The sequence below is a fragment of the Salinivirga sp. genome, assembly GCF_055145285.1.
Map to the genome: position 1 here is coordinate 1 of NZ_JBSRDC010000028.1, position 24019 is coordinate 24019.

Consider the following 24019-nt stretch of genomic DNA (forward strand, 5'->3'; position numbering starts at 1 on the left):
GCCATAACGAGTAGATTTTTAGCATTTTTCTGTAAGCGGCGGGGTTTTTTTTCCTACTTTTTTTGACCTGTAGCAAAAAAAGTAGGGTTATGTCAAAATTGGGTGCCCCATTGCACAAAACAGGAAAGGTATTAAATTTATTGATTGCTTTGTATAACAGCATTTGGAGAAATAACAATTTACAATACCGAAGCTCAAATCTGCTTACCTGAAATGATAGCCAAGACCAACACTAAGGATGCTGACATTCAAGTCAGACTCCGACTCCTCAGTCGGTATTCCGGGAGCAGAGGTTGTCATACTTAATTCATGATCGCCTAAACCGAAATACCCAACTTGTAAACTAATTCTTTTGGCGATCAGTAGTTCTGCCCCAACTTTAAACCCCACATTAAATGCAGGATCTGCACTTACCTTAAGCACATCACCCTCTATTTCAATCTCAAAATCGCTATAATTCAAATAATTGGCTGTTAATCCACCATTTAAAAGAATTTCAACACCCTCATGGGTATCTATGTAAAACTGGAGGCCGGCACTAAACGGAATATTGCGAAACTGCGGGAAATCATAATTTGCCTGTACACCAAAAGCTTCATCGAACATATCTTCCAGATCCTCCTGCACGTCTTGTGAAGTACCGTTGATAAAAAAATCTGCCGCAGCGAATGCGCCCATACCATAATCGTCTAAAATGTAATTAAATTTTAAACCCCCATTGGCTCCAATTCCGGCTCCACCTTCATCGTCATCGCCAAAATCTCCTACAGGGATAGACAAATTTGCATGGACATCGAACCACCTTTGAGCGCTTAAACCATTAGTAAATAATAATGCAATTACAAGAACAGTACTCCAATAAATTAGCTTTTTCATCTGTTTATAATTTTGATTTTAGTGGTCATATGGAGCTCGCCATGATGAATCAGATTACTGCCACACATGGTTTTTACTCCCATATAATCAATGCGCGTGCCTTGCTTCGCCGAAGCTATGCAAAGGCGCAGCCTCGCTCTGCTGAAGCTATGCGAAGGCGCAGTGTATTCTGTCAGCCAGCGGATCATGGCTCGGTGCATTTTTCAGGATTTAATTTTCAAAAATTACATCCAAAAATAGTAATCTTTTTCAAACCGGATGCATAATGTTGCTAATAATGTTGATCAAAAATATTAACAGCTACCGGTCTAACCATTTTTCAAATGTGGCAGCACGCTCCACACTCACCACGGCTTCTTCGGGGTCGTCAACAGCCGGGTTCATATTTAGTTTTACCCGTCCCCTGCTGCGCGTTTTTACATAAATTTTCTTTTCACTCCAGAATTTTCACAAACTCCTGTCTTCTACAGTCTATTTTACTATTCTCCTGCGCCGTAGCGTAATAAATAAGAAAATAAGCGCTACAATAGTTGCCAGGAAGTCTGCCAAAGGAAATGCAAGCCATACGCCATCAAGCCCCAGGTTATACACATTGGGCAAAATAAGTACAAGTGGTGTAACGAGCAACACCCACCGTTGTATGGCGAGCACAAAAGCTGCGCGTGGTTGCCCCATAGCCTGATGTGCACCCATGGTGGTCTGATAAATACCCATTAGCCACATCATTGAGATGATGATTCTTAAGGCTCGCGGTCCTTCCTGCATCAGATTTTGGTCTTTTGTAAACAGTCCGAAAATGGGCTCTGCAAATATTTGAAAAAAGATAATTGCCACGATACCATACCCTACAGCATACATAAAACCCAGCTTGATGGTCCTTTTGATGCGTTCCGGATTATCAGCTCCAAAATTATATCCCACAATGGGCTGCATCCCTTGATTGAGGCCGTACAGTGGCATTCCAAAAAACAAGGTGATTTTATATATTACACCAAACACGGCAATGGCCATATCACCACCCAGTGCGCCAAGTGTATGATTAAGCACCACATTGGCCACACTGCTCGATGAACGCATACCAAAACCTGAAAGACCCACAGATAAGGCCGGTTTTAAGACCTGTTTATTAAGTCTTAAACAACGAAACCTGAAGTTGATGGCATGATGTGGTTGCCTGAAATAGATAATTAGATATATCAGCGTAGCAAATTTACCGGTAATTGTAGCCAGCGCAGCACCTTGCATCCCCATCTGTAGTGGAAAAATAAAAATATAATCGAGCACTACGTTCACTACAATACCCAAAAGCATGGCATTCATAGCATCCCGTGCATTACCTTCGGCCCGGAGGTAATTGTTGGAGCTCACACAAAAGGGAAACCACAACATGCCAATAAACACAATTTTGCCATAATCGTGGGCATAAGGCAAAATTGTGGGTGTAGCTCCAAAGGCCCGCATAATGGGGTCTGTAAAAATAAACCCAACAACGCTGAAAAATGCACCTACTATGATAACCAGCAAAAAGCCATTTCCGGCAGTTCTGTTTACTTTTTCTTCCTCTTTCCGGCCAAGCTGCCTCGAAATGAGGGTTCCGGTGCCAATACCAATCATGTGTGCAAAAGAAGATACAATAGCCATAACAGGTAATACAATTGCAACACCTGCAATACCCTGTGCTCCAATACCACGACCGACAAATATTGTATCCACAATATTGTAGATTGCATTAGCAAACATGGCAATCATGGCTGGAAAAGAAAGTTTGAGTAACAACCTGTTAATATTAGTTGTACCCAGTTCTTTGTGTTTTTCTGGCATTTATATTTTCTAATTAACAGAAAGCAAAGATAAAAAACCAATGTAAAACAAATAAAAATTCACCCACAAGAACGAACAAAAGCAAACAAATATAAACAATAGAATGGCAAATTTGTAAGTAGTAGTTGCGCAAGATTATAAGAGCAGAAATAGCAAATATTTAAAATTTATGTAACTTGCACAACTTTTAAAATCAAGAAACAATGGCAGATGATATTATATTAGTAGACAAGAATGATAACCAAATAGGAACGGGAGAAAAAATGGAAGTACACCGCAAAGGGATACTTCATCGTGCATTTTCTGTTTTTGTGTGGAACAAAGAAGGACATTTGATGATGCAGCAGCGGGCCAAAACCAAATATCACACGCCCGGCCTTTGGAGTAACACGTGCTGCAGTCATCCCAGACCCGGAGAAACTGTTGAAGCGGCATCCAAAAGAAGGCTTGAAGAAGAAATGGGCTTTAATTGTGACCTCAAAGAAGAGATGAGCATTATTTACCATACACAATTCGACAATGACCTTATTGAGCATGAATTCGACCATGTTTTATTTGGCCATTATGATGGCACACCTGTAATAAACCCGGAAGAGGTTCATTCATGGAAATGGATGAGTATAAACGACCTTCATCGCGAAGTTCGTTTGCACCCTGAATCTTATACCGTGTGGTTTCGAATTATTATCGACCGCCTTCGAAATGAAAATGTGATATAAAAACAAAATACCCGGTCAAAAAATTACCGGGTATTTTTTTATAGGGCTTTTTTTAAGTTAAACATCTAAAGATTTCAGCCAGCTCACAGCTTCCTCCCGCGATTCAAACCTTTTGTTGAGAAACTTACTCTGGTCACGTCCCTTAAGAATATTGTCAACTGCAAACTTCACAAAAGGATCTTTTTTAGTTATGGTAGCTGAAGCTCTGTATCCAGCTTTCTCAGCCTGAGGTAACCATTCTTCATTCAGCCATTGCTGGTCTTCTCTTTTAAAAATTACCGCTCTGGAATTGTCAGTTAGTACCTTCGAAGTATTATGGTCCTGCAGTGCATTGATTGCCAGCATGCAGGCACTCCTAAAATTCTCACTTTTGGGAGATCCAAACCATTCTATTACTACAGCCTGAATATCTTCATCAAAATGAATATGGCAATAACTGGTATTCAGGTATTCCTGGCTCATAACAAATTAATTACTTAAAAATTGACGTATTGCATTGTTAAAAGCCTCTGCTTTCTCAAATGGGAGGAAATGGCCGCATTTGGGCAACATAACAAGCTTGCTATTGGGAATTTTCTCATTTCCTATTTCAGCAATATCCTTGGTCCAACCGGGATTTAGGTAACGATTAGGTATAAGATTGTCGTTCTCGCCGAAAACGATTAGCGTCGGTTGCTTAATCTGCTCTAACTTATCAATAACAGGCTCATTGACCATGCCGTTTACCGATTGGGCGACTGTATAACAATAATGGTCAAAATCTTCAGCACTACGCATAGCCAGTCTATCGGTAATGATAAATTCGGCATCATCAGGCATATTGTAGAAATTGTAAGCAGCATTGGTCATAATGCTTTCGGCCGTGGTCTTTTTTACGCCGGAAAGGCTCATAACTTCCCGAAACCACTCTTTTTGGCCCTCTGTAAACCGTTCAAAACCTGCAGGCGAAGCCAATACCAACTTTTCTACTTTCTGCGGATACCGCAATGCTGCTACCATTGATATTTGTCCTCCCATACTGTGCCCGGCCAGCACTGCTGACTCAACATTAAGCTTATCCAGCACCTCCATTACAACATCGGCATAGTAAGTCATGCTACCATCATGTGGTAATTTGGTTGATTTTCCATAGCCTGGCAAGTCAATTGCAATGCATCGGTATTCCGATTTTAAAGCACTTATATTTTTTTCCCATGCGCGCAGATATGTACCAAGACCATGAATGAACACAATGGTTTCTTTGCCACTGCCCTCATCTACATAAGCAATTTCCTGGTTGCCTGAAATTTCCACATACTTTACATCAAAAGGATACTGCAAATCCTCACGCATACTGTCCATTGGCGTTAGGTTCTTGTATGGACTACAGGCGGTAAAACTCATAGCAAGCATGAGTATTAGCGGCAAGGTAATTTTTATTGTATTTTTCATCGTTTGCATAAGGATAAATTTTAAAACATAAGCCATTTAAACACTATAAAAGCGGTCCACGGGTCAACTGGTCTTTCATCATTAAAGGTACTGTTCACATCAGCCCCATAACGTGCATCGTTGCTATCAAAAAAGTCGCCCAGACTCATATATGCGCCGTGAAGTTCGAGGCTCATAAAAGGTCCGAAATTATAAGCTACCACACCATTGACTTCGGCACCCAGGTTTTTTCCTCCGCCTGCTGGTTCAGCCACACTCATGGCATACGCAGCGCCAACTTTTACATTTAATTTGTGTGGTATCAGGTCGCGCGCAGCATTAAAGGTGCCGCCAAAAAGCCCGTATCCCATATTTGAAAAGTCGGCTACAACAGGTGTAAACCGGTTCACCACATTACCATGCGGAAATAACAAATGCGCTCCGCTACCAATAAAAACGTTACCTGGTGAGGCCCACATATTGCCGGTAAGTACGCCATTATAGGTTTTATCATTTAAAGCATCGTCGTCGCCACTGGCATAAATCACATCCACAGAAATCATATCATTTTTGGTTTGCCCATAGCGATAACCGGCGCTTAAATTAGCACCAAATCCTGCAATATCGGCACCCTTTTCCCAGGTGCCCTCATTATCGATTTCCGCAAGGCCATAGTTATAATTGAAAAAACCGTTCAGGTAAACACGGTCCATCATGTAATCGGGATTGCGGCTAAAGAATGTTCCAAACCAAAAAATGTCAGCGCGGTATGGTTTATCGCCAAAATTGAATTTAAAAGTTCCGTTGTAAGCATTGAGCTGTGTAGCATTGAGCCCCTGACCCAAAATAGACACGCCCCCTTTGCCGTTTGCCCTGTCGCGTACATAATTGACAGATCCACCCCAGCGCCATTGCTTTGTGAGGGTTTTCTCGAAAAAGAGCTCACCCATTGACACATCATCATTTTCCTGTATGAGTGATTCATAAAGTTTATAGAACCCGGCTTTAAGGCGATAATAATCGTCATCGTAGCGAACCGTTAACCCGACACCTTCAGTTCCCCAATATCCTAAACGATAACCAGTAGCCAGCATTTTATCTACTGTAGTGCGGTAGGGATTATACGGAGAGTCATACATGCGTTGAAGACCAAGGTTAATAAACCACCCTTTAGCAGGGATAAATTCTAATTCTACGTTTTGGGTTTGCAGGTTTACCTGATCTCCTGAAGGAGCTGAACCAAAATTACCTCCGGTGCCGTAGGCCACATCGCCCCATGTCCAGTCTATTTCAAATGAAGCTCTTAAAATGGCCTTCCCATTAAAAAGCTTGGGTTTATAAATGAAAAAAGGTAAAATACGCTGTTCAAAATATGCAGACGTGAGCGAATCGCTTGTATTTGTAGAATTTTGCCCAAACATACGACCAATCACCTGCCCTTTGAGCAATGTGTTATTAGGATGAAAATTGGACACAACCCCCTGATTCAGGAAAAATGCAAGAAACTGAAACTCATCCTCATGTTCGCGCGGAAGATCATATTTAAAAACCTGCACTGGTTGTTGCTGCGCCCGCACAGGCTTCACGACCCATAATACCCCGAGCAGGGCAATAAGCAGAATTAGATAAAAACGTCTCATAGATTAAATATTAAGTGGGGTTTGCCATCAGGTGTGTATAAACCGGCATGGCACTAAAGGTATAGAAAATCTAAAAAAACATTTAAAAAAGTGGTTATGTGCCCTCAAAGAAGACACATAACCGCAAATGTTTTTTTATTAGTTCAATATTAAGAACTTTTGAATATTTGAATCGCCTAGCTCACCATTATTCGATGATCCGAAACCTCCTGAGGGGGTTGGTGGAGTATTACCGATGTCTGGCTCAGTTTGTACAACTTCATATTTCAGATCAAATCCATCTCCATTGGGCACTACTTCAAATATACCTTCGCTTGTAATTGCGCTTGGAGTACTCTGATTAAGCACAATCGTATAGATGTTACCCACATCAGTTTTGGTTTGGGTATATGTACCGGTATACTCTGTTTCAACACCATCCGGGTCATAACTTTCCACCAAATAGGTTTGATCGCTATTGAAATTGGCATAAATAGAATCTACATTAAAATAAGTAGCAAGCAAAGGTGCTACATTATTTCCAGAAGAATACCACTCTCCAATTATACCTAGTTCAGCCAGCTGAACGGTAGCCATTTGGTCAGAACTCATGGCAACGCCCGCTGAGTTATAGATAAATAAAGGCTCAATTGTAATTACTTCTTCACCATTTGCTGGCTCAGTGTAATTGATCATAATTTCAGCAATTTCGGCTCCTGCAGTATGCTCTACAGTTATACCATCCATCACAGCAGTACCGCCGGCAAGCACCACGGCAAAACTATTAGCTGTCAATGGTTCTGTGGCAGCTTCATCACCATAAACACCTTGTGTAAATGTCACTGAAACGGTTAGGTTATCTCCGGACAAATTTGCACCTGCAAATTCAGGTGGGGTTGATGTATCCTCATCATCATCGTCGTTACAACTGATGAAAACTGCGCTTGAAAGCAGTGCAATCATCATTAAATCAAATAGTTATTAGTTTTAAATAATCTTCTTATACAAATTTAACATGTTCTTAAAGCTAAAGGTACCTCTTAATTGGTTTTAACGGGCTGACTTAACGAACACAAAACACTCATAAAAAACATAAAACCCTTAATTTCATAATTTTAAAGCAAACCTAAAGAGGCCTGACCAGTATAATAAAAGTTAGCCCCAACGTATCACATTTGCGGCCCAGGCATAGCCAATACCTGCAGCGATCATAGATATAACACTTCCTTTCTTTATCTTTCCCTGTTCCAAACCCAAATGCAACGAAATAATCTGATCAATTTGTCCTGCATGGCCATACTGACTCAAATAAACAGTTTGATCTTCTGCCAAACCAAGCTCATCCAGCATTACCTGATGCATAGACCGCTTAAAATGCAATACTGCGAGATAATCAATATCACTGCGCTCATACCCGGATTTACTCAATGCTTTGTCGATACAATGCATCCAGTTATGCATTGAGACTTCGTTGAGCCTTTCTTTCATATGTTGCGGATTCATCAATGTTAAAGATTTGTAGGCTTTCCTCACATTTTCGCACGTTATGGGTTTTTCTGTTCCCCCGTATACTACACCTGCATCGCGTGCCATAGAGCCATCGCTCATTACATGCGATTCTAAAAGCTGATTGTGCTCATAACCTTTCTTCAGAATCAAAGCGCCTCCGGCAGCTGAAAGGTTATACATCATTGACATGGTTTTGTCGGTATAATCGACAAAATCGCCATTCCGATATCCGCCTGCAATCATTACAGTGTTTATGCTTTCATCGGCCAGCATCATATCTCTGGCCATTTTCAGCGCACTAATGGTAGAACAACAACGCTGCTGAACATCAATAGCCCAGGCTTTACGCGCTCCTATCTGCTCCTGAATATAAATTCCTGATGTGGTAAGCGGATATTCTTTCCACTCTTCACCTACGCTCAACAGCAAATCGATCTCCATTGGATCAATATTCGTACGCTCCAGGGCATCTTTAGCCGCCTTAGCGCCCATTTCCTGGGTGCCATCATGCTCACCCGGGATTACTTTTTGTTCTATCCCAAGTTTTTCACGCACAGCATCAGCAGTCCACATACCATTTGTCGCAGCTGCTATTTCTTCAGCAGACTGCCGGCCCGCTGGTAGATAAATGCCATACCCGACAATTCCAATTGCTTTATCTTTATTCATGGTAAAAGGTATCTTTAACAATTATTTGTTTATGCTTCTGTTTTTTCCTGATCGCGCAACGCTTTGCGATCTATTTTTCCGGCATTATTCACTGGCAATTGTTCCAGAAACCTGATATATGCAGGTGTCTTATATTTGGCCAGGTTCTTAAGACAATAGTCGATGACCTGTTTTTCGCTCAAATCACTTCCACTCTTTTTTACAATAAATGCCTTTCCGGTTTCACCCCATTTCTCATGCGGCACGCCAATAATTGCTACATCCCGCACATCATCTAATTGCCTGATTAAATGCTCCACTTCAGCCGGATACACATTTTCGCCGCCTGAGATGTACATATTTTTTATGCGATCTACCACGTATAAATAACCTTCACTATCGCGCTGCATTAAATCACCTGTATGAAACCATCCATCGATAATAGTTTCCCGAGTCGCCTCTTCATTTTTCCAATATCCGGGCGTTACCGTATCAGATTTAATAATTAACTCGCCAATTTCATCACTACCCACTTCTTTGCCTTGTTCATTGACCAGCTTTGTGTGGTAGAAAAAATTTGGCGTTCCGATGGATCCCTGTTTGCGAATGGCATCACTATGATCGAGGGAGGTGACATTGGGGCCTACTTCCGTAAGGCCATATCCCTGACGGACCGGCACACCTTTTTTGTCCCAAATCTTGATTAAAGGAATGGGCATGGCTTCTCCGCCAATTACGAAATAACGTATCCTGCTCAAATCGGCTCCTTCAAACTTCGTAGACTCAACCATCAGTTTCAGCATGGTAGGTACGCCCCAGAAGATGGTATGTTTATCTGTCTCCATTTGTTCCAAAACGGCATCGGCATCAAAATTCCGCATAAGTAAGGTGTATGCTCCATGCAGCACAAAAGTGGCCAGTAATACATTCCAGCTGCCGGTATGGAAAGGTGGAGCGCAATTTATGGCCCGGTCGGCAGAGGTGATATCTAACCGAATTTCCGTATTAAGACTATTCCACAATAACATTTTGTGGGTATACCTTGCTCCTTTTGGAAAGGCAGTTGTGCCCGAAGTATAAATCAGAAAAATGGGGTGATTCTCGTCAAATTTATGATTCCCGGAATAATCAATAGTTTTCTTTGCCTTAAAATCATAATGCATCTTATCCAATTTCTCCATCGGCAAACGGTGCTCTACAGCCTCGAATGCTGGTGCTTGCTGAATTTTATCGGCAAAGTGCTCCTCCCATATCACCAAATCAGGATCACTGTCGGTGAGCATAAAATCTAATTCACGCGATGTAAGCCGGTAATTTAATGGAACCAATGTAAGCCCGGTTTTTTGTGCTACAGAAAAAAGCACCATGTATTCCAAATTATTCTCAGACAGCACCGCCACTCTGTCGCCTGTTTTTAGTCCCAGGTCATCTATAAAATATTGCGCTGTAAGATTTGCCAGATGATTTACCTGTGCGTAGGTATATTTGCGACCGGTTTCGTATTCTTTAAAAGCGGTTTTATCAGGATTGTAAATATTCCATTTATTGAACCAATCAAAATATTCCATATTATAGTTTCTGTTTAGCGATCTACTGTTGGTACGTATAGTTTCACCAATATTTTAAACTGCACTGTTAATTTGTTTGCGTAATGTGCTGCGATGTACAGCAATTCCTACAAGTGTACTTAAAACAATGGCAGTTGATGCAGCAATTGCCGGATTACGCACTGCTCCTTGCAGATATTTGGTAAAAAAGCCGAAATTTAGGCCATAACTTTCAACCAAAATAGGCAAGATGTAATATACACTAAAATGCACAAAAATTGAAGTTATTGTGGCAGCCAAAGGTGCCCGGTAATCAACTTTTTTGAGAAAAATACCAAAAAGCACCGGAATAAAGGCAGCTGAGAAATAAGCATACACCCCATTTTGCGCCAAAATACCCACACTAAGTTTCGGGGAAACTATTTGTTGCCACGAAATCATGATGGTAATGGCTGCCAGCCCAATGATAGCCAATTTATTAATAAACATGAGCTGCTTTTCACTCAAAGACCTGCGGCTAAGAGGTTTTACAATGTCAGAAGTTATGGTAGTTGATACAGATTGAATAAGTCCCTCAAGCGTGGAAAGACCGGCTGAAATGAGTCCCAAAATAACAATCAGACCAATTAATACAGAAACCCACCCCTGTGAAAAAGCAGCCACCACATATGCTGGAATAATACCGTCGTTTTTCAATGCCTCTCCCTGAAAAGTCAGATCAGGAAATGTAAGGCGGGCATACAAGCCAGCAAAAGCCACAATAAAAAACAACACTTCGGCAGAAACGGCAACTGCCAAAAATTTATTAACCTGTTTTTCATCTTTTAGCAACAGCGATTTGGTAATGATGTGTGGTTGCACCACCACGGCAATACCGACCACAATTTGTGCAAAAATAATTTCGTAGAAATCACGGAACAGCCAACTCTCAGGGTTAGTAGGCTTAACCAATAACGGATCAATGTTGCGCAATCTTTCTACAAAAGCATCTATACCGCCCTTGAAATGCTCATAACCAGAAGTGAGGAGAATAACAGCTACAACCAACATTACAATAGCTTGTATGGAATTAGTATAAACCATGGAATTAGCTCCTCCAAACATCATGTATCCAAATACAAAAGCCACCAATCCGATGAGCACATACATTTCGCCTATATCAAGTGCTTTGGAAAGTACTTTGGTGATAGCCACTACTATTAAAACAATGAAAGTAATCATCAATAATGAAAGAAATGCCATCAGCAAAGAATAGGTCTTACTGCTGTATCGGTCACCAATCCATTGTGCGAGTGTAAGTGCCTTGATTTTTTGTCCGTATTTGCGAAAACTTTTTGTCAGCACAACCAATGAAACCATGGCTGCCAAAGGAAAAAAGACGCAAAAAGACAGCACTCCGCTAAAACCATAATTGGCTATAAATCCGGGGTTCACCACAAAAGTGGCTGCGCTTGTAATGGATGCTGCTAACGAAAGGCCAACAGCCGTTGGAGAGAACTGAATATTGCCTACTGCAAAGTCAGCAATAGATTGGGTTTTGAGGGCCCCCCTGATAACGAAAAATAAGATGGCTCCGATATATAATGAAATTAAAATCCAGGTTCCGATAACAAATGATTGCGTATCCACGGTGTAAAATTTTGATTATTAATAAATAAAGCTTGCTCCTGCAAATGCCAGTCCTCCTCCCGAACCAATAAACATAAGCGAATCGCCCCGTTTTATTTTACCGGCCTGTAAGGCATCTTCAAAAGCCAGCGGAATGCATGCAGACCCTGTGTAACCATAATAATGCATGCTGGTTTGAGCTATTTCGCGCGGTAATTCAAGGCGGTCCATCGTTTCTCTTATGCTGTTGATATTGATTTGTGTGAGGAAAAACTGTGCATATTCATTCAGTGGCGTTTCCGTTTTGCTACTGAGTTCCCTGGCAATTGCCGACCATGTTTCCGGGTTAATTTCCGGTGGAAACTTTTTAGCAATTTTAAGCAAATGATCTCCCTGGTCAATAACTTCTTTAGTTACAGGCTGATGGGTTCCCCCGGCAAAAATGCCCATGTAATCGTGATACTGACCATGTGTAATGAGCCGGCTTGCCTGCATACCACGGGCACTATCGTTTTCAGCTTTAAGGATAAAGGCCCCTGCTCCATCAGCAAACAAATTGGCTGTTTTCTTATCCAGTTTATTGATGTATTTACTCATGGCATAGGCGCCTATAACCAAAACTGTCTGGTATTGCTCATCGGCTCTGATGTATTTAGCGCCAATATCGAGTCCGGTAACAAAACCGGCACATGCAGTATTGATATCAAAAGTACCGGCATGCTTAAGTCCCAGCATATGTTGCACCTTCGAAGATGTAGAAGGTGAAATAAACTCTGGCGTATCTGTAGAAATTATCAACAAATCGACCTCTTCGGGCTTCACATTACCGCGTTGCATTGCCTGACGGGCTGCGGCTGCGGCCAGATCAGCTGTGGATTCATTTTCGGCACACCACCGGCGCTCATATATCTCCACAAACTCCTCCAGCCAGTCGCTCACATTTTCGCCCAACAGCTCATCAAAATACTTATTCGATACAACCCGTTCAGGGACGTACATGCCATTTGAATGTATTACTGCATTTTGCATGTTAACAATTTTAAAGTTAGCCTAAATGTGGGTAACGCTTTTTAGGCATTACCCTGATCAAGTATCTATTTGTTAAATGGTCATTCCGCCATCTACACTCAGTACAGCACCGTTTACATAACGTGCCTCATCGCTGGCCAGGAAAAGATATGCATTGGCAATATCTTCCGGTTCACCTAGATGACCTAAAGGCACCTTGCTTTGCATCATTTCAAGCACATTCTCCGGCATTTTGCGCACCATATCTGTCATAATAAAACCCGGCGCCACTGCATTTACAGTAACTCCTTTAAAACCTAATTCCCGGGCCCATGTTTTAGTCATTCCAATAACACCGGCTTTGGTGGCCACATAATTAGTTTGACCAAAGTTACCGTATAATGCAACCACAGAAGAAGTATTGATGATACGTCCCGACTTATTTTGTGCCATTTGCACACCAATAACTTTGGTACAGTTAAATACACCGGTCAAATTCACGTCAATCACTTGTTGCCATTGCTCGGGAGTCATTTTTTTCAGACTGGCATCGCGTGTAATACCTGCATTGTTTACCAGAATATCGATCTTGCCTGTTTCAGATAAGATCTTGTTAGCAGCTTTTTCCACTGCGTCAAAATCGGCTGTGTTCACATTCATGAACCGGGCTTTACCGCCATCCTTGTTAATATCATCTGCAACAGCCTGTCCTTTTTCACTGTTGACGTCCCAAATAATTGTATCTGCTCCTTCGCGAGCAAATTTCTCAGCTCCTGCCTTTCCAAGTCCGTCTGCACCACCAGTAATGATGGCTACTTTATTTTCTAATCGTTTCATAAGTATATCTTTTTAATTTTTCTGAATAAACGTAATTAAAAGGTTTTTAAATTCTTCAGGTTTCTCTATAAATGGAGAATGTCCCGTTTCCTGCATTTCAATTTCTTCGAACCTTCCGCCCTGCCGGCTATATTGCTCCAACACATAGCGAGTCTGACTTACCATGGGTTGTGGAGGGTAAACCTCCTCCCCGGGATAGCCCGGCAAGAGTCCTATTTTCCCCAATGTACCGGGATCAAATGCAGACTGATCACTTACAACCTCATCATGCGAGCCTCTAATCCACATCACATCAGGTTTATCTGATGTCTGTATAAAGACATCCGCTTTTCCAGCCAGATATTTCGGCGATGCTGCATTCATGGGTCCAAAAATACCCGGACCAACAAAAGGAAAGTTCGGACTTTTATGAAAATCTCCGGGATAAAACTGATCGCCTGTTTTTTCCTGAAAAAGGCTTTCAAGCAATTCATCCACATTATCAGGCACAAAAGGAGGTTTCCAGTAATAACGATTCAAAACAGCTTTAGGGCTGGCATTGGCATCGGCTAAACTACGGTCTTTAGCAATCAGTCTCTGTAGAAAATCAGGGTTGACTATACCCCCACCCGACCCGGCAAAATCTGGCATACATGGCATGCCATTTATCCCCTTTGTTCCACCAAAACCATAAGGCGAAGCGGGATTAACCAGGGTTAAAGATTGCACTTTTGAAGCATAATCTGCCACAAGCGAGAAAAGCATACCTCCCCCAAGCGAGTGGCCCACGAAATGCGCACGATCAATATCTAATGTTTGCATCAAAGCAACAATATCATCGACATAATCAGCAAAACCCTGCGTAGCGTCGACAACAGCAGCTTCGCTATGTCCAAAACCTCTCAAATCAGGAGCGATGGCACGATAAGATTCGGGCAATCGCCCCATCAGTTTCTTCCAAAAAACCGATGAAGAACCATTACCATGAATAAAGAAGAGTACCGGCCCATTGCCGGCCCGTTCCAGGTAATGTATCTTTATACGATTGGTATGCAAAAAATGAGGTCGCACCATAGCTAAGCCAGGTTAAGTGTTATGCATTTACATTTTCAATAATAAGAGCTGAACCTTGCCCACCACCGATACAAAGCGATGCCAGACCGGTTTTTACATTGCGCTTTTGCATTTCATAAATAAGCGTGGTGAGGATGCGTGCTCCTGAAGCGCCAATAGGGTGTCCCAGGGCAATGGCACCACCATTTACATTCACAATGTCGGGATTCAACTTAAGGTCTCTTACTACAGCAAGCGATTGCGCTGCAAAGGCTTCATTTAATTCAATAAGATCCAGATCTTCAACTGTCATGTTCGCCCGTTCCAGAGCCTGACGTGTGGCAGGTACAGGTCCGTATCCCATAATTTTAGGATCCAGGGCCGCATTGCCATATGATTTTATACGCATAAGCGGTTTTAAACCTAATGCTTTGGCTTTCTCAGCAGACATTACAATGAGCATAGAAGCGCCATCGTTGATACCCGATGCATTGCCTGCTGTAACCGAACCATCTTTCTTAAAAGCTGGTCGCAGCTTGCTCAGTTTTTCGGCAGTTACACCATGGCGCGGGAACTCATCTGTGTCCATAACAACTGGCTCTCCTTTACGCTGAGGTATAGAAACAGGGGCTATTTCATCTGCAAAACGTCCACTTTTTTGGGCTGCCTCGGCTTTTTGCTGCGAATTGGCTGCAAACTCATCTTGTTCGGCACGGCCAATATTCCATTGCTCTGCAATATTTTCAGCTGTTACGCCCATGTGGTAATCATTAAAGATATCCCACAAACCATCTTTAATCATGCTATCCTCTAGTTGTCCATGTCCCATTTTATAGCCAAAGCGTGCCCTTGGTAGCAAGTAAGGAGCATTAGACATGCTTTCGGTACCTCCGGCGAGTATAACATCAACGTCGCCCAGGGCAATAAACTGAGCTGCCATAATAACCGTACGCAAACCCGACCCACATAATTTATTAACAGTCATAGCAGGAGTGGTTTCTGGCACTCCACTGTGAATAGATATCTGACGGGCTACGTTTTGGCCCTGACCTGCTGACAAGATATTGCCAATTAGTGTTTCCTGTATCTCTTCGGGAGCAATTCCTGCTCTTTTTATTGCTTCTTTTGCTGCATGCACACCCAAATCAACGGGACTTAAACCGGCAAATCCTCCTCCAAAAGTACCGATGGCTGTACGGGCAGCAGAAACTATTACAACTTCTCTCATAATTTTCTAAGTTTTAATTTTGATGTGAAATAAGTGGAAAGGTGATGAATCATCGCTAAATCAAAGCATATTAGTGGGGCTGACTTTTAAAACATCACGAATAACACCATAGCTTAAATAACTGACAAACTGAACATTAAAAACATCAACTACTACACTGACTGATCCCGAATAATTAAACAGCTTTTGAAGATTGCAAATTTTTAGGTTTAATGTTATATTGCACAAAAATCCGTTTATGCGTGCCCAATTAGAAAGCTTCACCAAATTTGCCCATGCCCTCTATCCTCATGAAATTTATTATTTACTAAAAGATAATCACTTGCAGGGCGAAGACTCGCTAAGGATTCTTCAACTTATCCATTATAATAGTCAGAACCCGGGAAACAGATTACCATTTGATCCTTCGATAGATAAAAGAAAATATTCCAACCTGAAAAAATGGATTCAGCAAAAACTGGAGCACCTGGATGTAGATCGATTTTTTGCCTGGATAAAGGATCTGGAACAAAAAATTATGACTGATGCCATTGCTGCAGAAGAAGAAAAAGCACTGATACAGTATCTAAACAAAGCCAATCCCAGCCAATATTACTTTCCGCAATTTTATGAACTGGTACAAAACTTCAGGGACTTTCTGATCATTCGCATTCGCATGATTTATTACACCCAGGTGTCAGATTTTCTAGAAAAATACCAACAGCGTTATAAACGTATTGTAGCTACTAACAATAAACTCAATAATGCAAGTTTTGATATTATCCAGCAGCATAGTTCATCAGATCAGGAATCAGAACAGTGGATTAACTTTCTAACGAAAACGTTCCACAACGAAAAACTCGACGGTTACACACGCTACCGGGCGGTTGTTCGTCTACTTTACGTTTATTATAATTATCGACGTTTCGACGACATGAAGGCGACAACCGATGAGTTGGACCGGATCCTCAGATCCCCTACGTTTTACTCCAAACGCATTTTAGCAAACTTTTACGCCAACCGGGCCATGATGTATCAAAAACGCGGAGAACTTGACGAAGCAGCAGAATACGGCTACTTGTCGGTTCGCCAGAAAAACAGCGATTACCTTTTTTATGTCAATAATTTATGTGGAATACTGCTTAAACAAAAGAAAAATAAAGATGCGCTCAAGCTAATGCAATTAGCTATAGCTGAACTTAAACACACCAACAGCTTTTATAATCGGGTAGGTTTTGTTTCCTTATACTTACGCACATTAATGGCCAACGGCAAAGTTCAGCAAGCCGAGAGCTATGGAGAAACATTCAGCCATACCTACCGAAAAGAAATTTTCGAACACCGCTGGCACACGTTTTACACGGCATATTTGCAAACACTCTTTGAACAGCGCAAATATAAAAAAACGCTCACGACAATACGCAGGAGTCATTTGGTGAACAAAGAACGAGAATTTTTGGGTAAAGCCCGCTATCTCCCAACAATTCAATGGTATTATTGGGTGAGTGCTTACCTCGAAACAGAAGCTAACTTTACAGACACACAGAAAAATTTAATAATCTCACTCACCGAGATGAAAAAGAATAAACACAAAGAAAAAAAAATACGCGAACTAATCAACGAAGTAAAACCGCACATTCCTGACATAATCAGGCATAAAGCATTCGACGTATAATACAGTCATATCCCTACCAAACAAATTTTTATTAAGCTGTTTTATGGGTTCTTAAATAAAAAACCCACCCGGGTAAATAGGATTTTTTTAGTCCAAAATTGCAGTGTGTTTCCATGTTAAGTTATATTTGCAAATTTGATTGGAATACTTTAAAACATTATATTTACATAAAATTGAGATATGTCACTTGATAAAATAATAGAACTGACCAACGCTGATATTTACCATAAAGATCACCTTGTAATGAGTGATGTTAACTTCACTGTAAAGAAAGGCGAATTTGTATATCTTATTGGTAAAACCGGCACAGGTAAGTCAAGTATACTTAAAACAATATACGCCGAAATACCTTTACAAAAAGGTGAAGGCAAAATAGCCGAATACGATCTGGCCAATTTAAAAAAGAAACAAATTCCCTATCTGCGTCGCAAAATTGGTATTGTATTCCAGGATTTTCAGTTACTTACAGACCGATCAGCAAACGAAAATCTCACATTTGTACTGAAAGCCACAGGCTGGAGGAAGAAAAAGGATATGGAACAAAGAATTCAGGATGTCCTGGAAAAAGTTGGTTTGGGCTATAAGGGATACAAAATGCCACACGAATTGTCGGGTGGAGAACAGCAAAGATTGTCTATTGCACGAGCACTTCTCAATGACCCTGAAATAATATTAGCCGATGAACCAACAGGAAACCTGGATCCGGATACATCAGGGGGTATTATGGAATTGCTTTTTGAAATTAAAAATAGCGGCAGGGCAGTAATAATGGCAACACATGATTATGAAATGCTTAAAAAATTCAGCGCTCCAACCATGAAAATTGAGGATGGCAAACTTAATGAACGCGAAAATAAAATCATTGAATTTGACAATCTTTAACATGAATTACTGCATAAAGAGAAAATTGAAAGGATTTATATAATGTCTATATTAAGCACGTCTATTCGTATCACTAAGCACTTTTTCGATTTCTTACTCAAAACCTCAGGATTAGGTGCGGGCACAACACTGAAGAAAGGAAACCCCGAGTATGTCGAAAAAATTATTAATGATATTGGACTCAACATTGTGGTAAAAGACGATGATTTGGACAGAATACCCAAAGAAGGCCCGTTTGTAACCATTTCCAATCACCCCTTTGGTGGCATCGATGGCATTATATTACTCCATTTATTGCTACGTCGCCGACCCGATTTTAAAATACTGGCAACACCTATTTTGTGGAAAATATATCCGCTGAGTGAATATTTTATACGCTTCGACACCAGTAAACGCAAGGCAGAAGTAAAACCAAGCCTTTCGGGCATGCGACAAGTTGTTACACATATTGGAAAAAATGAAGCACTTGGCTTTTTCCCGGCAGGAGAAGTCGCTACTTACGACTCAAACACAAAAATGGTGGCCGACCGGCGTTGGAAAAATGCCTACCTCAAACTCTTGCAAAGCCTTGAAGTGCCCATCATTCCAATATATTTCCAGGGAAAAAACAGCAACCTTTTTCATATGGTTAGTTCTATCCACCCAATATTGGGCTCGGCTGGTGAGTTTTTTGGAAAAAAGAAAGAAATAAGAGTACGCATTGGTAGCCCGATTACTCCAGCAGAAACGGAAGGAATAGACGACCTGGACAAGTATGGAAGGTACTTAAGAGCAAAAACCTACGCATTGGAATCAGAAATAGAAGTAAAAAAGTTCTTTAAAACAGCCTTAAAACGCGAAAAAGAGCCATCCAAAATAATTGATCCGGTGCCAATGGATACAATAAATGCTGAACTCAAAAGAATTAAAGACTATGAACTTTTCACAAGTGAAAAATATACAGTTTATTGTGCACCCACCCTCGAAATTCCAAATATACACAGAGAAATTGGCCGCGTCAGAGAAATTACTTTTCGGGCAGTAGGTGAAGGCACAAACCGAAGCATTGACATCGACGAATTTGACCTCTATTACAATCAACTTTTTATTTGGGACAATGAAGAAGAACAGCTTGTAGGCGCATACCGCGTAGGAAAAGGTAAAGAAATTATTTCACAATTCGGAGTAAAAGGCTTTTACACCCGAAGCCTTTTCAAAATTCACAAAGACTTTACACCCATACTCGAAGAAAGTATTGAACTGGGTAGAAGTTTTATAACCGAACCTTACCAACGCAAACCCATGTCGCTGTTCCTGCTGTGGAAAGGCATACTTTACTTCCTGCTAAAACACCCGGAATACCGGTACCTCATTGGGCCGGTAAGCATAAGCAATCAATTTTCAAAGTTCTCAAAAGACCTTATCATTAAATTTCTTAAGCAAAATCATTTTAATCACGAACTGGGCAGGCTCATTACCCCGCGTAAAAAATTCAAGGTACAGTCGCGTTACGATACCGACATTGTGCTGGAAAACACCCGAAACGATATTAATAAGGTAGACCGCTTTATTAGCGATATTGAACCAACTAATTACCGCATGCCGGTGCTATTGAAAAAATACCTGAAGCAGAATGCCAAAATCATTGGGTTCAACATCGATCCAAAATTCAACAATGCACTTGACGGATTGGTCATTCTGGACCTATACGAAGTGCCTTTCAACATGATCGAGTCGCTTTCGAAAGAAGTAAATGACAACAGCATACTGGACCGTTTTAAAATAACAGATGACGAAAAACGTGAGGAAGAAGAGGCTGGGTACGCAAAAAAAACAAGAAAGCAGAAACAAAACTCATGAACCTGAAAAAATAGTTTTTTAGACCCGGAGCCATCATTGTATCCCTGGAATTTTTTCTATCTTTGTTTTCGAGTTGCTAAGTTATGGAAAACTACATTGTTTCTGCACGAAAATACCGTCCTCACTCCTTTAACACAGTAGTGGGGCAACGATCTGTTACCAAAACCTTAAAAAATGCCGTTCAAAACAACAGACTGGCACATGCCTACCTGTTCTGCGGCCCGAGAGGTGTTGGGAAAACCAGTATTGCACGTATTTTTGCCAAAACAATCAATTGCCTCAACCCAACAGAAGATTTCGAAGCCTGCGGCGAATGCGAATCATGCAAAGCATTTAACGAAAATCGCTCGTACAATATTCATGAGCTCGATGCCGCATCAAAGAACAAGGTGGAAGACATTCACGGACTCATTGAACAGGTGAGAATTGCGCCGCAAGTTGGCAAATACAGCGTTTATATCATTGATGAGGTGCATATGTTATCAGCATCGGCATTTAATGCTTTCCTGAAAACATTGGAAGAGCCCCCCGCCCACGCCATATTTGTTCTTGCTACCACAGAAAAACACAAAATACTACCCACCATTATTTCAAGATGTCAGGTATTTGATTTCAATCGAATTACAGTCGGGGAAGCCGTAGAACACCTGAAATACGTAGCAGAGCAAGAAAACCTTACTTACGAAGAAGCGGCCTTGCATGTAATAGCACAAAAAGCCGATGGTGGTATGCGCGATGCATTATCCATTTTCGACCAAATTGCCAGCTTTTCAGGCGGAGGCATTACTTATCAGCAAACCATTGAAAATCTCAATGTGCTGGATTACGACTTCTTTTTCCGTATAGTGGACCATAGTCTGGCCAATGAAGTAAGCGAACTGTTTCTGATTTATAATGAAATTATACAACGGGGTTTTGACGGCCAGCACTTTATAACAGGCCTGGCCAAACATTTACGCGACCTGCTGGTAAGTAAAAACCCCAACTCCCTCAAACTACTAGATGTTAGTGGCGACATACGTGAGAAATATCTTGAACAGGCAAAAAAATGTCCTATTCATTTTCTTTTTAATGGACTTAAAATTTTATCAGAAGCTGAAGGCCGTTATCGCACATCCAAAGACCAGCGGTTAACAGTGGAACTATCACTCTACGAGCTTGGCGTTATTACCGTTGAAAAAAAAAAAGTAGTTCGGACGTAGAAGAGACGACTGTAAAAGGCAGACCCACAGAAAAAAAACGGAAGCCCATTTACAAGGCGCCCAAAAGTGTATCGCTCAAACACGAATTAAACGCCAGCAGTAATAACCAGTTAGAAGAAGCAGAACCAGGAGAAAGCCCAAAGGAAACCACCGAACAAGCTTCCACACCGGTAGAAGAAACTCAAAATGTAAACTTCGACAAAATCTGGGACCAAATAGTGGAATCGTTAAAAGATGACGGCCCAAGAATCAATGCCGCTATTCAGCAGGCAAAACCAAAACAAGTTGCAGAAAACAAAATTCTCATTCACATAGGCGCTGAATCACATAAAGATTTATATGAAAAATTTGCCCGCAAAATTATAGATGTGCTACGCAATGAATTAAAAATTAAAGACCTGTCCTTTGAATTTAAACAGGTAGAAAATGAAATTGAGCTTAAACGGCCACTTACCAATACAGAAAAATACAAAAAACTCAGTGAACACAACCCTGCGTTAGAAGCCTTACGCAAAAAATTTGATCTTGATATTAAGAAACAATAATTTAACCAAAACTTATTTAGATAGAAATGGTTAATGATAGAAAGCGTTTCGTATTAAAAGGCAAATTCAATAAACTACATCATAAAATTCTTATTCTATGCAAAAGATTCAAGTAAAAAACCCGGTAGTAGAAATGGACGGGGATGAAATGACCCGAATCATTTGGTCATTCATCAAAGAACGATTAATATTTCCCTATATCGACCTCGACATCAAATATTTCGATCTGGGTATTGAAAAACGAGATGAAACAAACGATCAGATTACAGTTGAGGCTGCAGAAGCTATAAAAAAGTACCATGTAGGTATTAAATGTGCCACGATTACGCCCGACGAAAAACGTGTAGATGAATTTGGATTGAAAGAAATGTGGCGCTCTCCTAATGGTACAATCCGCAATATTGTTGGTGGAACCATTTTCAGAGAACCCATCATGATTAGAAATGTACCAAGACTGGTCCCGGGCTGGAAAGAATCTATTGTAGTCGGTCGTCATGCCCATGCAGACCAATATAAAGCCACAGACTTTGTTACCAAAGAAAAAGGCAAACTAACCATTACTTTTACACCAGAAGACGGCAGCGAACCCATAACACACGAAGTATACGACTTCCAGGGAGATGGCGTAGCCATGTCGATGTACAATACAGACGAATCAATCTACGGCTTTGCCCGTTCAAGCATGAACAAAGCCCTTGAAAAACAATGGCCCCTTTATTTATCAACCAAAAATACCATCCTGAAAAAATACGATGGCCGGTTTAAAGATATCTTTCAGGAAGTATACGACAACGAATTTAAAGATAAATTTGAAGAAGTTGGCATTACCTACGAACACCGCCTGATTGATGATATGGTAGCTGCTGCACTTAAATGGGAAGGCGGATTTGTATGGGCTTGCAAAAACTACGATGGCGATGTACAATCAGATACCATTGCCCAGGGATTTGGCTCGCTTGGATTAATGACCTCCACCCTGCTCACGCCCGATGGCAAAACCTTAGAAGCTGAGGCTGCCCACGGCACAGTTACACGGCACTTCAGGTTGCACCAACAAGGTAAATCCACGTCTACAAACCCAATTGCATCCATTTTTGCATGGACAAGAGGACTTGAACACCGTGGAAAACTGGACGAAAATCGCGAGCTAATTGACTTTGCTCATGCGCTGGAATCAGTATGTATTGAAGTAGTAGAAGATGGTAAAATGACAAAAGACCTGGCATTACTTATCCACCAGGATAAAATGACCAAAGATGATTACTTAAACACTCAAGATTTCTTAAATGAAATAGACAACCGGTTACAAACAAAATTGAATCAATAAATCCTTAATTTAAAAATCAAACACCTATGTTAACAAAAAAAATGCAAGATGCAATTAACGACCAAATTAATGCTGAAATGTGGTCGTCATACCTGTACCTTTCAATGAGCGCTTACTTTGAAGACAAAGGCTTACCAGGCTTTGCATCCTGGATGCGCCTTCAGGCAGACGAAGAAAACATGCACGCTATGAAATTTTTCGATTTCGTGTATGAGCGTGATGGACGCGTTTTGCTACAGCCGATAAATGAGGTCCCCACAGATTGGATGGATACACAAACCGTTTTTGAAGAAACCCTAAAACACGAGCAAAAAGTTACTTCAATGATCAACGACCTGATGGAAATTGCTATTGAGGAAAAAGACCATGCTACACAGAGTTTCCTGAAATGGTTCATCGATGAACAGGTAGAAGAAGAGGCATCTGTGAACGAAATTCTTGATCAACTTAAACTTATGGAAGGAAGCGGACATGGACTTTTCATGCTCGACCGTGAAATGAAAGGCCGCTCAGGTGGTTCAGAAGACGGAGCAGAAGCATAAAAATGATATGAAAGTGTTGAAAAGCCGGCCAATTGACCGGCTTTTTTTTTGTCCAAAAGTTAGTTTTGCTAAGGTAGATATCTTCCCCAATTTCTGCAGACATCTCATCGCTTTTCATAAAACTCACCTCGCCCCGGGTACTAAAAGCAACTGAGCATCAGCATCA

20 protein-coding genes and 1 pseudogene are annotated in these 24019 nt (G+C 41.1%); 8 read left to right on the top strand and 13 right to left on the bottom strand.

Annotation, left to right across the window (positions count from 1 at the left end; translation table 11 throughout):
* Positions 1 to 204: 204 nt before the first annotated feature.
* Together ACTB0Y_RS06030 and ACTB0Y_RS06035 are read right to left on the bottom strand one after the other, a co-directional pair.
* Positions 205 to 876, bottom strand: coding sequence for an outer membrane beta-barrel protein (locus ACTB0Y_RS06030; protein WP_463205910.1), 672 nt, complete (start codon positions 874 to 876; stop codon positions 205 to 207).
* Between the two features lie 471 nt (positions 877 to 1347).
* Positions 1348 to 2697 carry an MATE family efflux transporter gene (locus ACTB0Y_RS06035; protein WP_463205911.1) on the bottom strand — a complete coding sequence of 450 codons (1350 nt, stop codon included), beginning with the start codon at positions 2695 to 2697 and terminating at the stop codon, positions 1348 to 1350.
* A 203-nt stretch (positions 2698 to 2900) separates the two neighbouring features.
* Between ACTB0Y_RS06035 and idi the strand changes: the two genes are divergently transcribed.
* On the top strand, positions 2901 to 3416 hold the full coding sequence (idi, locus tag ACTB0Y_RS06040; RefSeq protein ID WP_463205912.1) for an isopentenyl-diphosphate Delta-isomerase: 516 nt from the start codon (positions 2901 to 2903) through the stop codon (positions 3414 to 3416).
* A gap of 57 nt (positions 3417 to 3473) precedes the next feature.
* Here the strand turns inward: idi and ACTB0Y_RS06045 are convergent, their stop codons facing one another.
* From ACTB0Y_RS06045 to ACTB0Y_RS06095, 11 genes are all read right to left on the bottom strand, one after another.
* The gene (locus tag ACTB0Y_RS06045; RefSeq protein ID WP_463205913.1) at positions 3474 to 3878 is read right to left on the bottom strand and encodes a hypothetical protein; all 405 of its coding nucleotides are present in this window, start codon (positions 3876 to 3878) and stop codon (positions 3474 to 3476) included.
* Between the two features lie 6 nt (positions 3879 to 3884).
* On the bottom strand, positions 3885 to 4856 hold the full coding sequence (locus tag ACTB0Y_RS06050; protein WP_463205914.1) for an alpha/beta fold hydrolase: 972 nt from the start codon (positions 4854 to 4856) through the stop codon (positions 3885 to 3887).
* Positions 4857 to 4867: 11 nt separating this feature from the next.
* Positions 4868 to 6466, bottom strand: a complete 1599-nt coding sequence (locus tag ACTB0Y_RS06055; protein WP_463205915.1) for a hypothetical protein — start codon at positions 6464 to 6466, stop codon at positions 4868 to 4870.
* A 138-nt stretch (positions 6467 to 6604) separates the two neighbouring features.
* Positions 6605 to 7411: a hypothetical protein gene (locus ACTB0Y_RS06060; protein ID WP_463205916.1), complete on the bottom strand. Its 807-nt coding sequence runs from the start codon at positions 7409 to 7411 to the stop codon at positions 6605 to 6607.
* Between the two features lie 189 nt (positions 7412 to 7600).
* Entirely contained in the window at positions 7601 to 8623 is a 1023-nt protein-coding gene (locus ACTB0Y_RS06065) for a 3-oxoacyl-ACP synthase (protein ID WP_463205917.1), read from the bottom strand.
* A 29-nt stretch (positions 8624 to 8652) separates the two neighbouring features.
* Positions 8653 to 10170, bottom strand: coding sequence for a class I adenylate-forming enzyme family protein (locus ACTB0Y_RS06070; RefSeq protein WP_463205918.1), 1518 nt, complete (start codon positions 10168 to 10170; stop codon positions 8653 to 8655).
* 54 nt (positions 10171 to 10224) lie between these two features.
* Positions 10225 to 11778 (bottom strand): sodium:solute symporter family transporter, encoded by a 1554-nt coding sequence (locus tag ACTB0Y_RS06075; RefSeq protein ID WP_463205919.1) that lies wholly within the window; start codon positions 11776 to 11778, stop codon positions 10225 to 10227.
* 18 nt (positions 11779 to 11796) lie between these two features.
* A complete protein-coding gene (locus tag ACTB0Y_RS06080) occupies positions 11797 to 12786 on the bottom strand; it encodes a 3-oxoacyl-ACP synthase III family protein (RefSeq protein ID WP_463205920.1) in 990 nt (329 codons plus the stop codon).
* 72 nt (positions 12787 to 12858) lie between these two features.
* A complete protein-coding gene (gene fabG, locus ACTB0Y_RS06085) occupies positions 12859 to 13602 on the bottom strand; it encodes a 3-oxoacyl-ACP reductase FabG (protein ID WP_463205921.1) in 744 nt (247 codons plus the stop codon).
* Between the two features lie 12 nt (positions 13603 to 13614).
* Entirely contained in the window at positions 13615 to 14655 is a 1041-nt protein-coding gene (locus ACTB0Y_RS06090) for an alpha/beta fold hydrolase (RefSeq protein ID WP_463205922.1), read from the bottom strand.
* 19 nt (positions 14656 to 14674) lie between these two features.
* Complete coding sequence (locus ACTB0Y_RS06095) at positions 14675 to 15862, bottom strand: acetyl-CoA C-acetyltransferase (protein WP_463205923.1); 1188 nt, start codon at positions 15860 to 15862, stop codon at positions 14675 to 14677.
* Positions 15863 to 16100: 238 nt separating this feature from the next.
* Here ACTB0Y_RS06095 and ACTB0Y_RS06100 point away from each other — a divergent pair, with 238 nt between their 5' ends.
* The 7 genes and pseudogenes from ACTB0Y_RS06100 to ACTB0Y_RS06130 all read left to right on the top strand — a co-directional run bounded on the left by ACTB0Y_RS06100 (position 16101) and on the right by ACTB0Y_RS06130 (position 23853).
* Positions 16101 to 17516: a tetratricopeptide repeat protein gene (locus tag ACTB0Y_RS06100; protein WP_463205924.1), complete on the top strand. Its 1416-nt coding sequence runs from the start codon at positions 16101 to 16103 to the stop codon at positions 17514 to 17516.
* 180 nt (positions 17517 to 17696) lie between these two features.
* On the top strand, positions 17697 to 18398 hold the full coding sequence (locus ACTB0Y_RS06105; protein WP_463205925.1) for a cell division ATP-binding protein FtsE: 702 nt from the start codon (positions 17697 to 17699) through the stop codon (positions 18396 to 18398).
* A gap of 42 nt (positions 18399 to 18440) precedes the next feature.
* Complete coding sequence (locus ACTB0Y_RS06110; RefSeq protein ID WP_463205926.1) at positions 18441 to 20237, top strand: lysophospholipid acyltransferase family protein; 1797 nt, start codon at positions 18441 to 18443, stop codon at positions 20235 to 20237.
* An 83-nt stretch (positions 20238 to 20320) separates the two neighbouring features.
* Positions 20321 to 21600, top strand: a pseudogene (locus ACTB0Y_RS06115) (DNA polymerase III subunit gamma/tau); the annotation flags it as partial.
* 57 nt (positions 21601 to 21657) lie between these two features.
* The gene (locus ACTB0Y_RS06120; protein WP_463205938.1) at positions 21658 to 21984 is read left to right on the top strand and encodes a hypothetical protein; all 327 of its coding nucleotides are present in this window, start codon (positions 21658 to 21660) and stop codon (positions 21982 to 21984) included.
* 97 nt (positions 21985 to 22081) lie between these two features.
* The gene (locus ACTB0Y_RS06125) at positions 22082 to 23311 is read left to right on the top strand and encodes an isocitrate dehydrogenase (NADP(+)) (RefSeq protein WP_463205927.1); all 1230 of its coding nucleotides are present in this window, start codon (positions 22082 to 22084) and stop codon (positions 23309 to 23311) included.
* A 26-nt stretch (positions 23312 to 23337) separates the two neighbouring features.
* The gene (locus tag ACTB0Y_RS06130) at positions 23338 to 23853 is read left to right on the top strand and encodes a ferritin (protein WP_463205928.1); all 516 of its coding nucleotides are present in this window, start codon (positions 23338 to 23340) and stop codon (positions 23851 to 23853) included.
* Positions 23854 to 24019 lie beyond the last annotated feature (166 nt).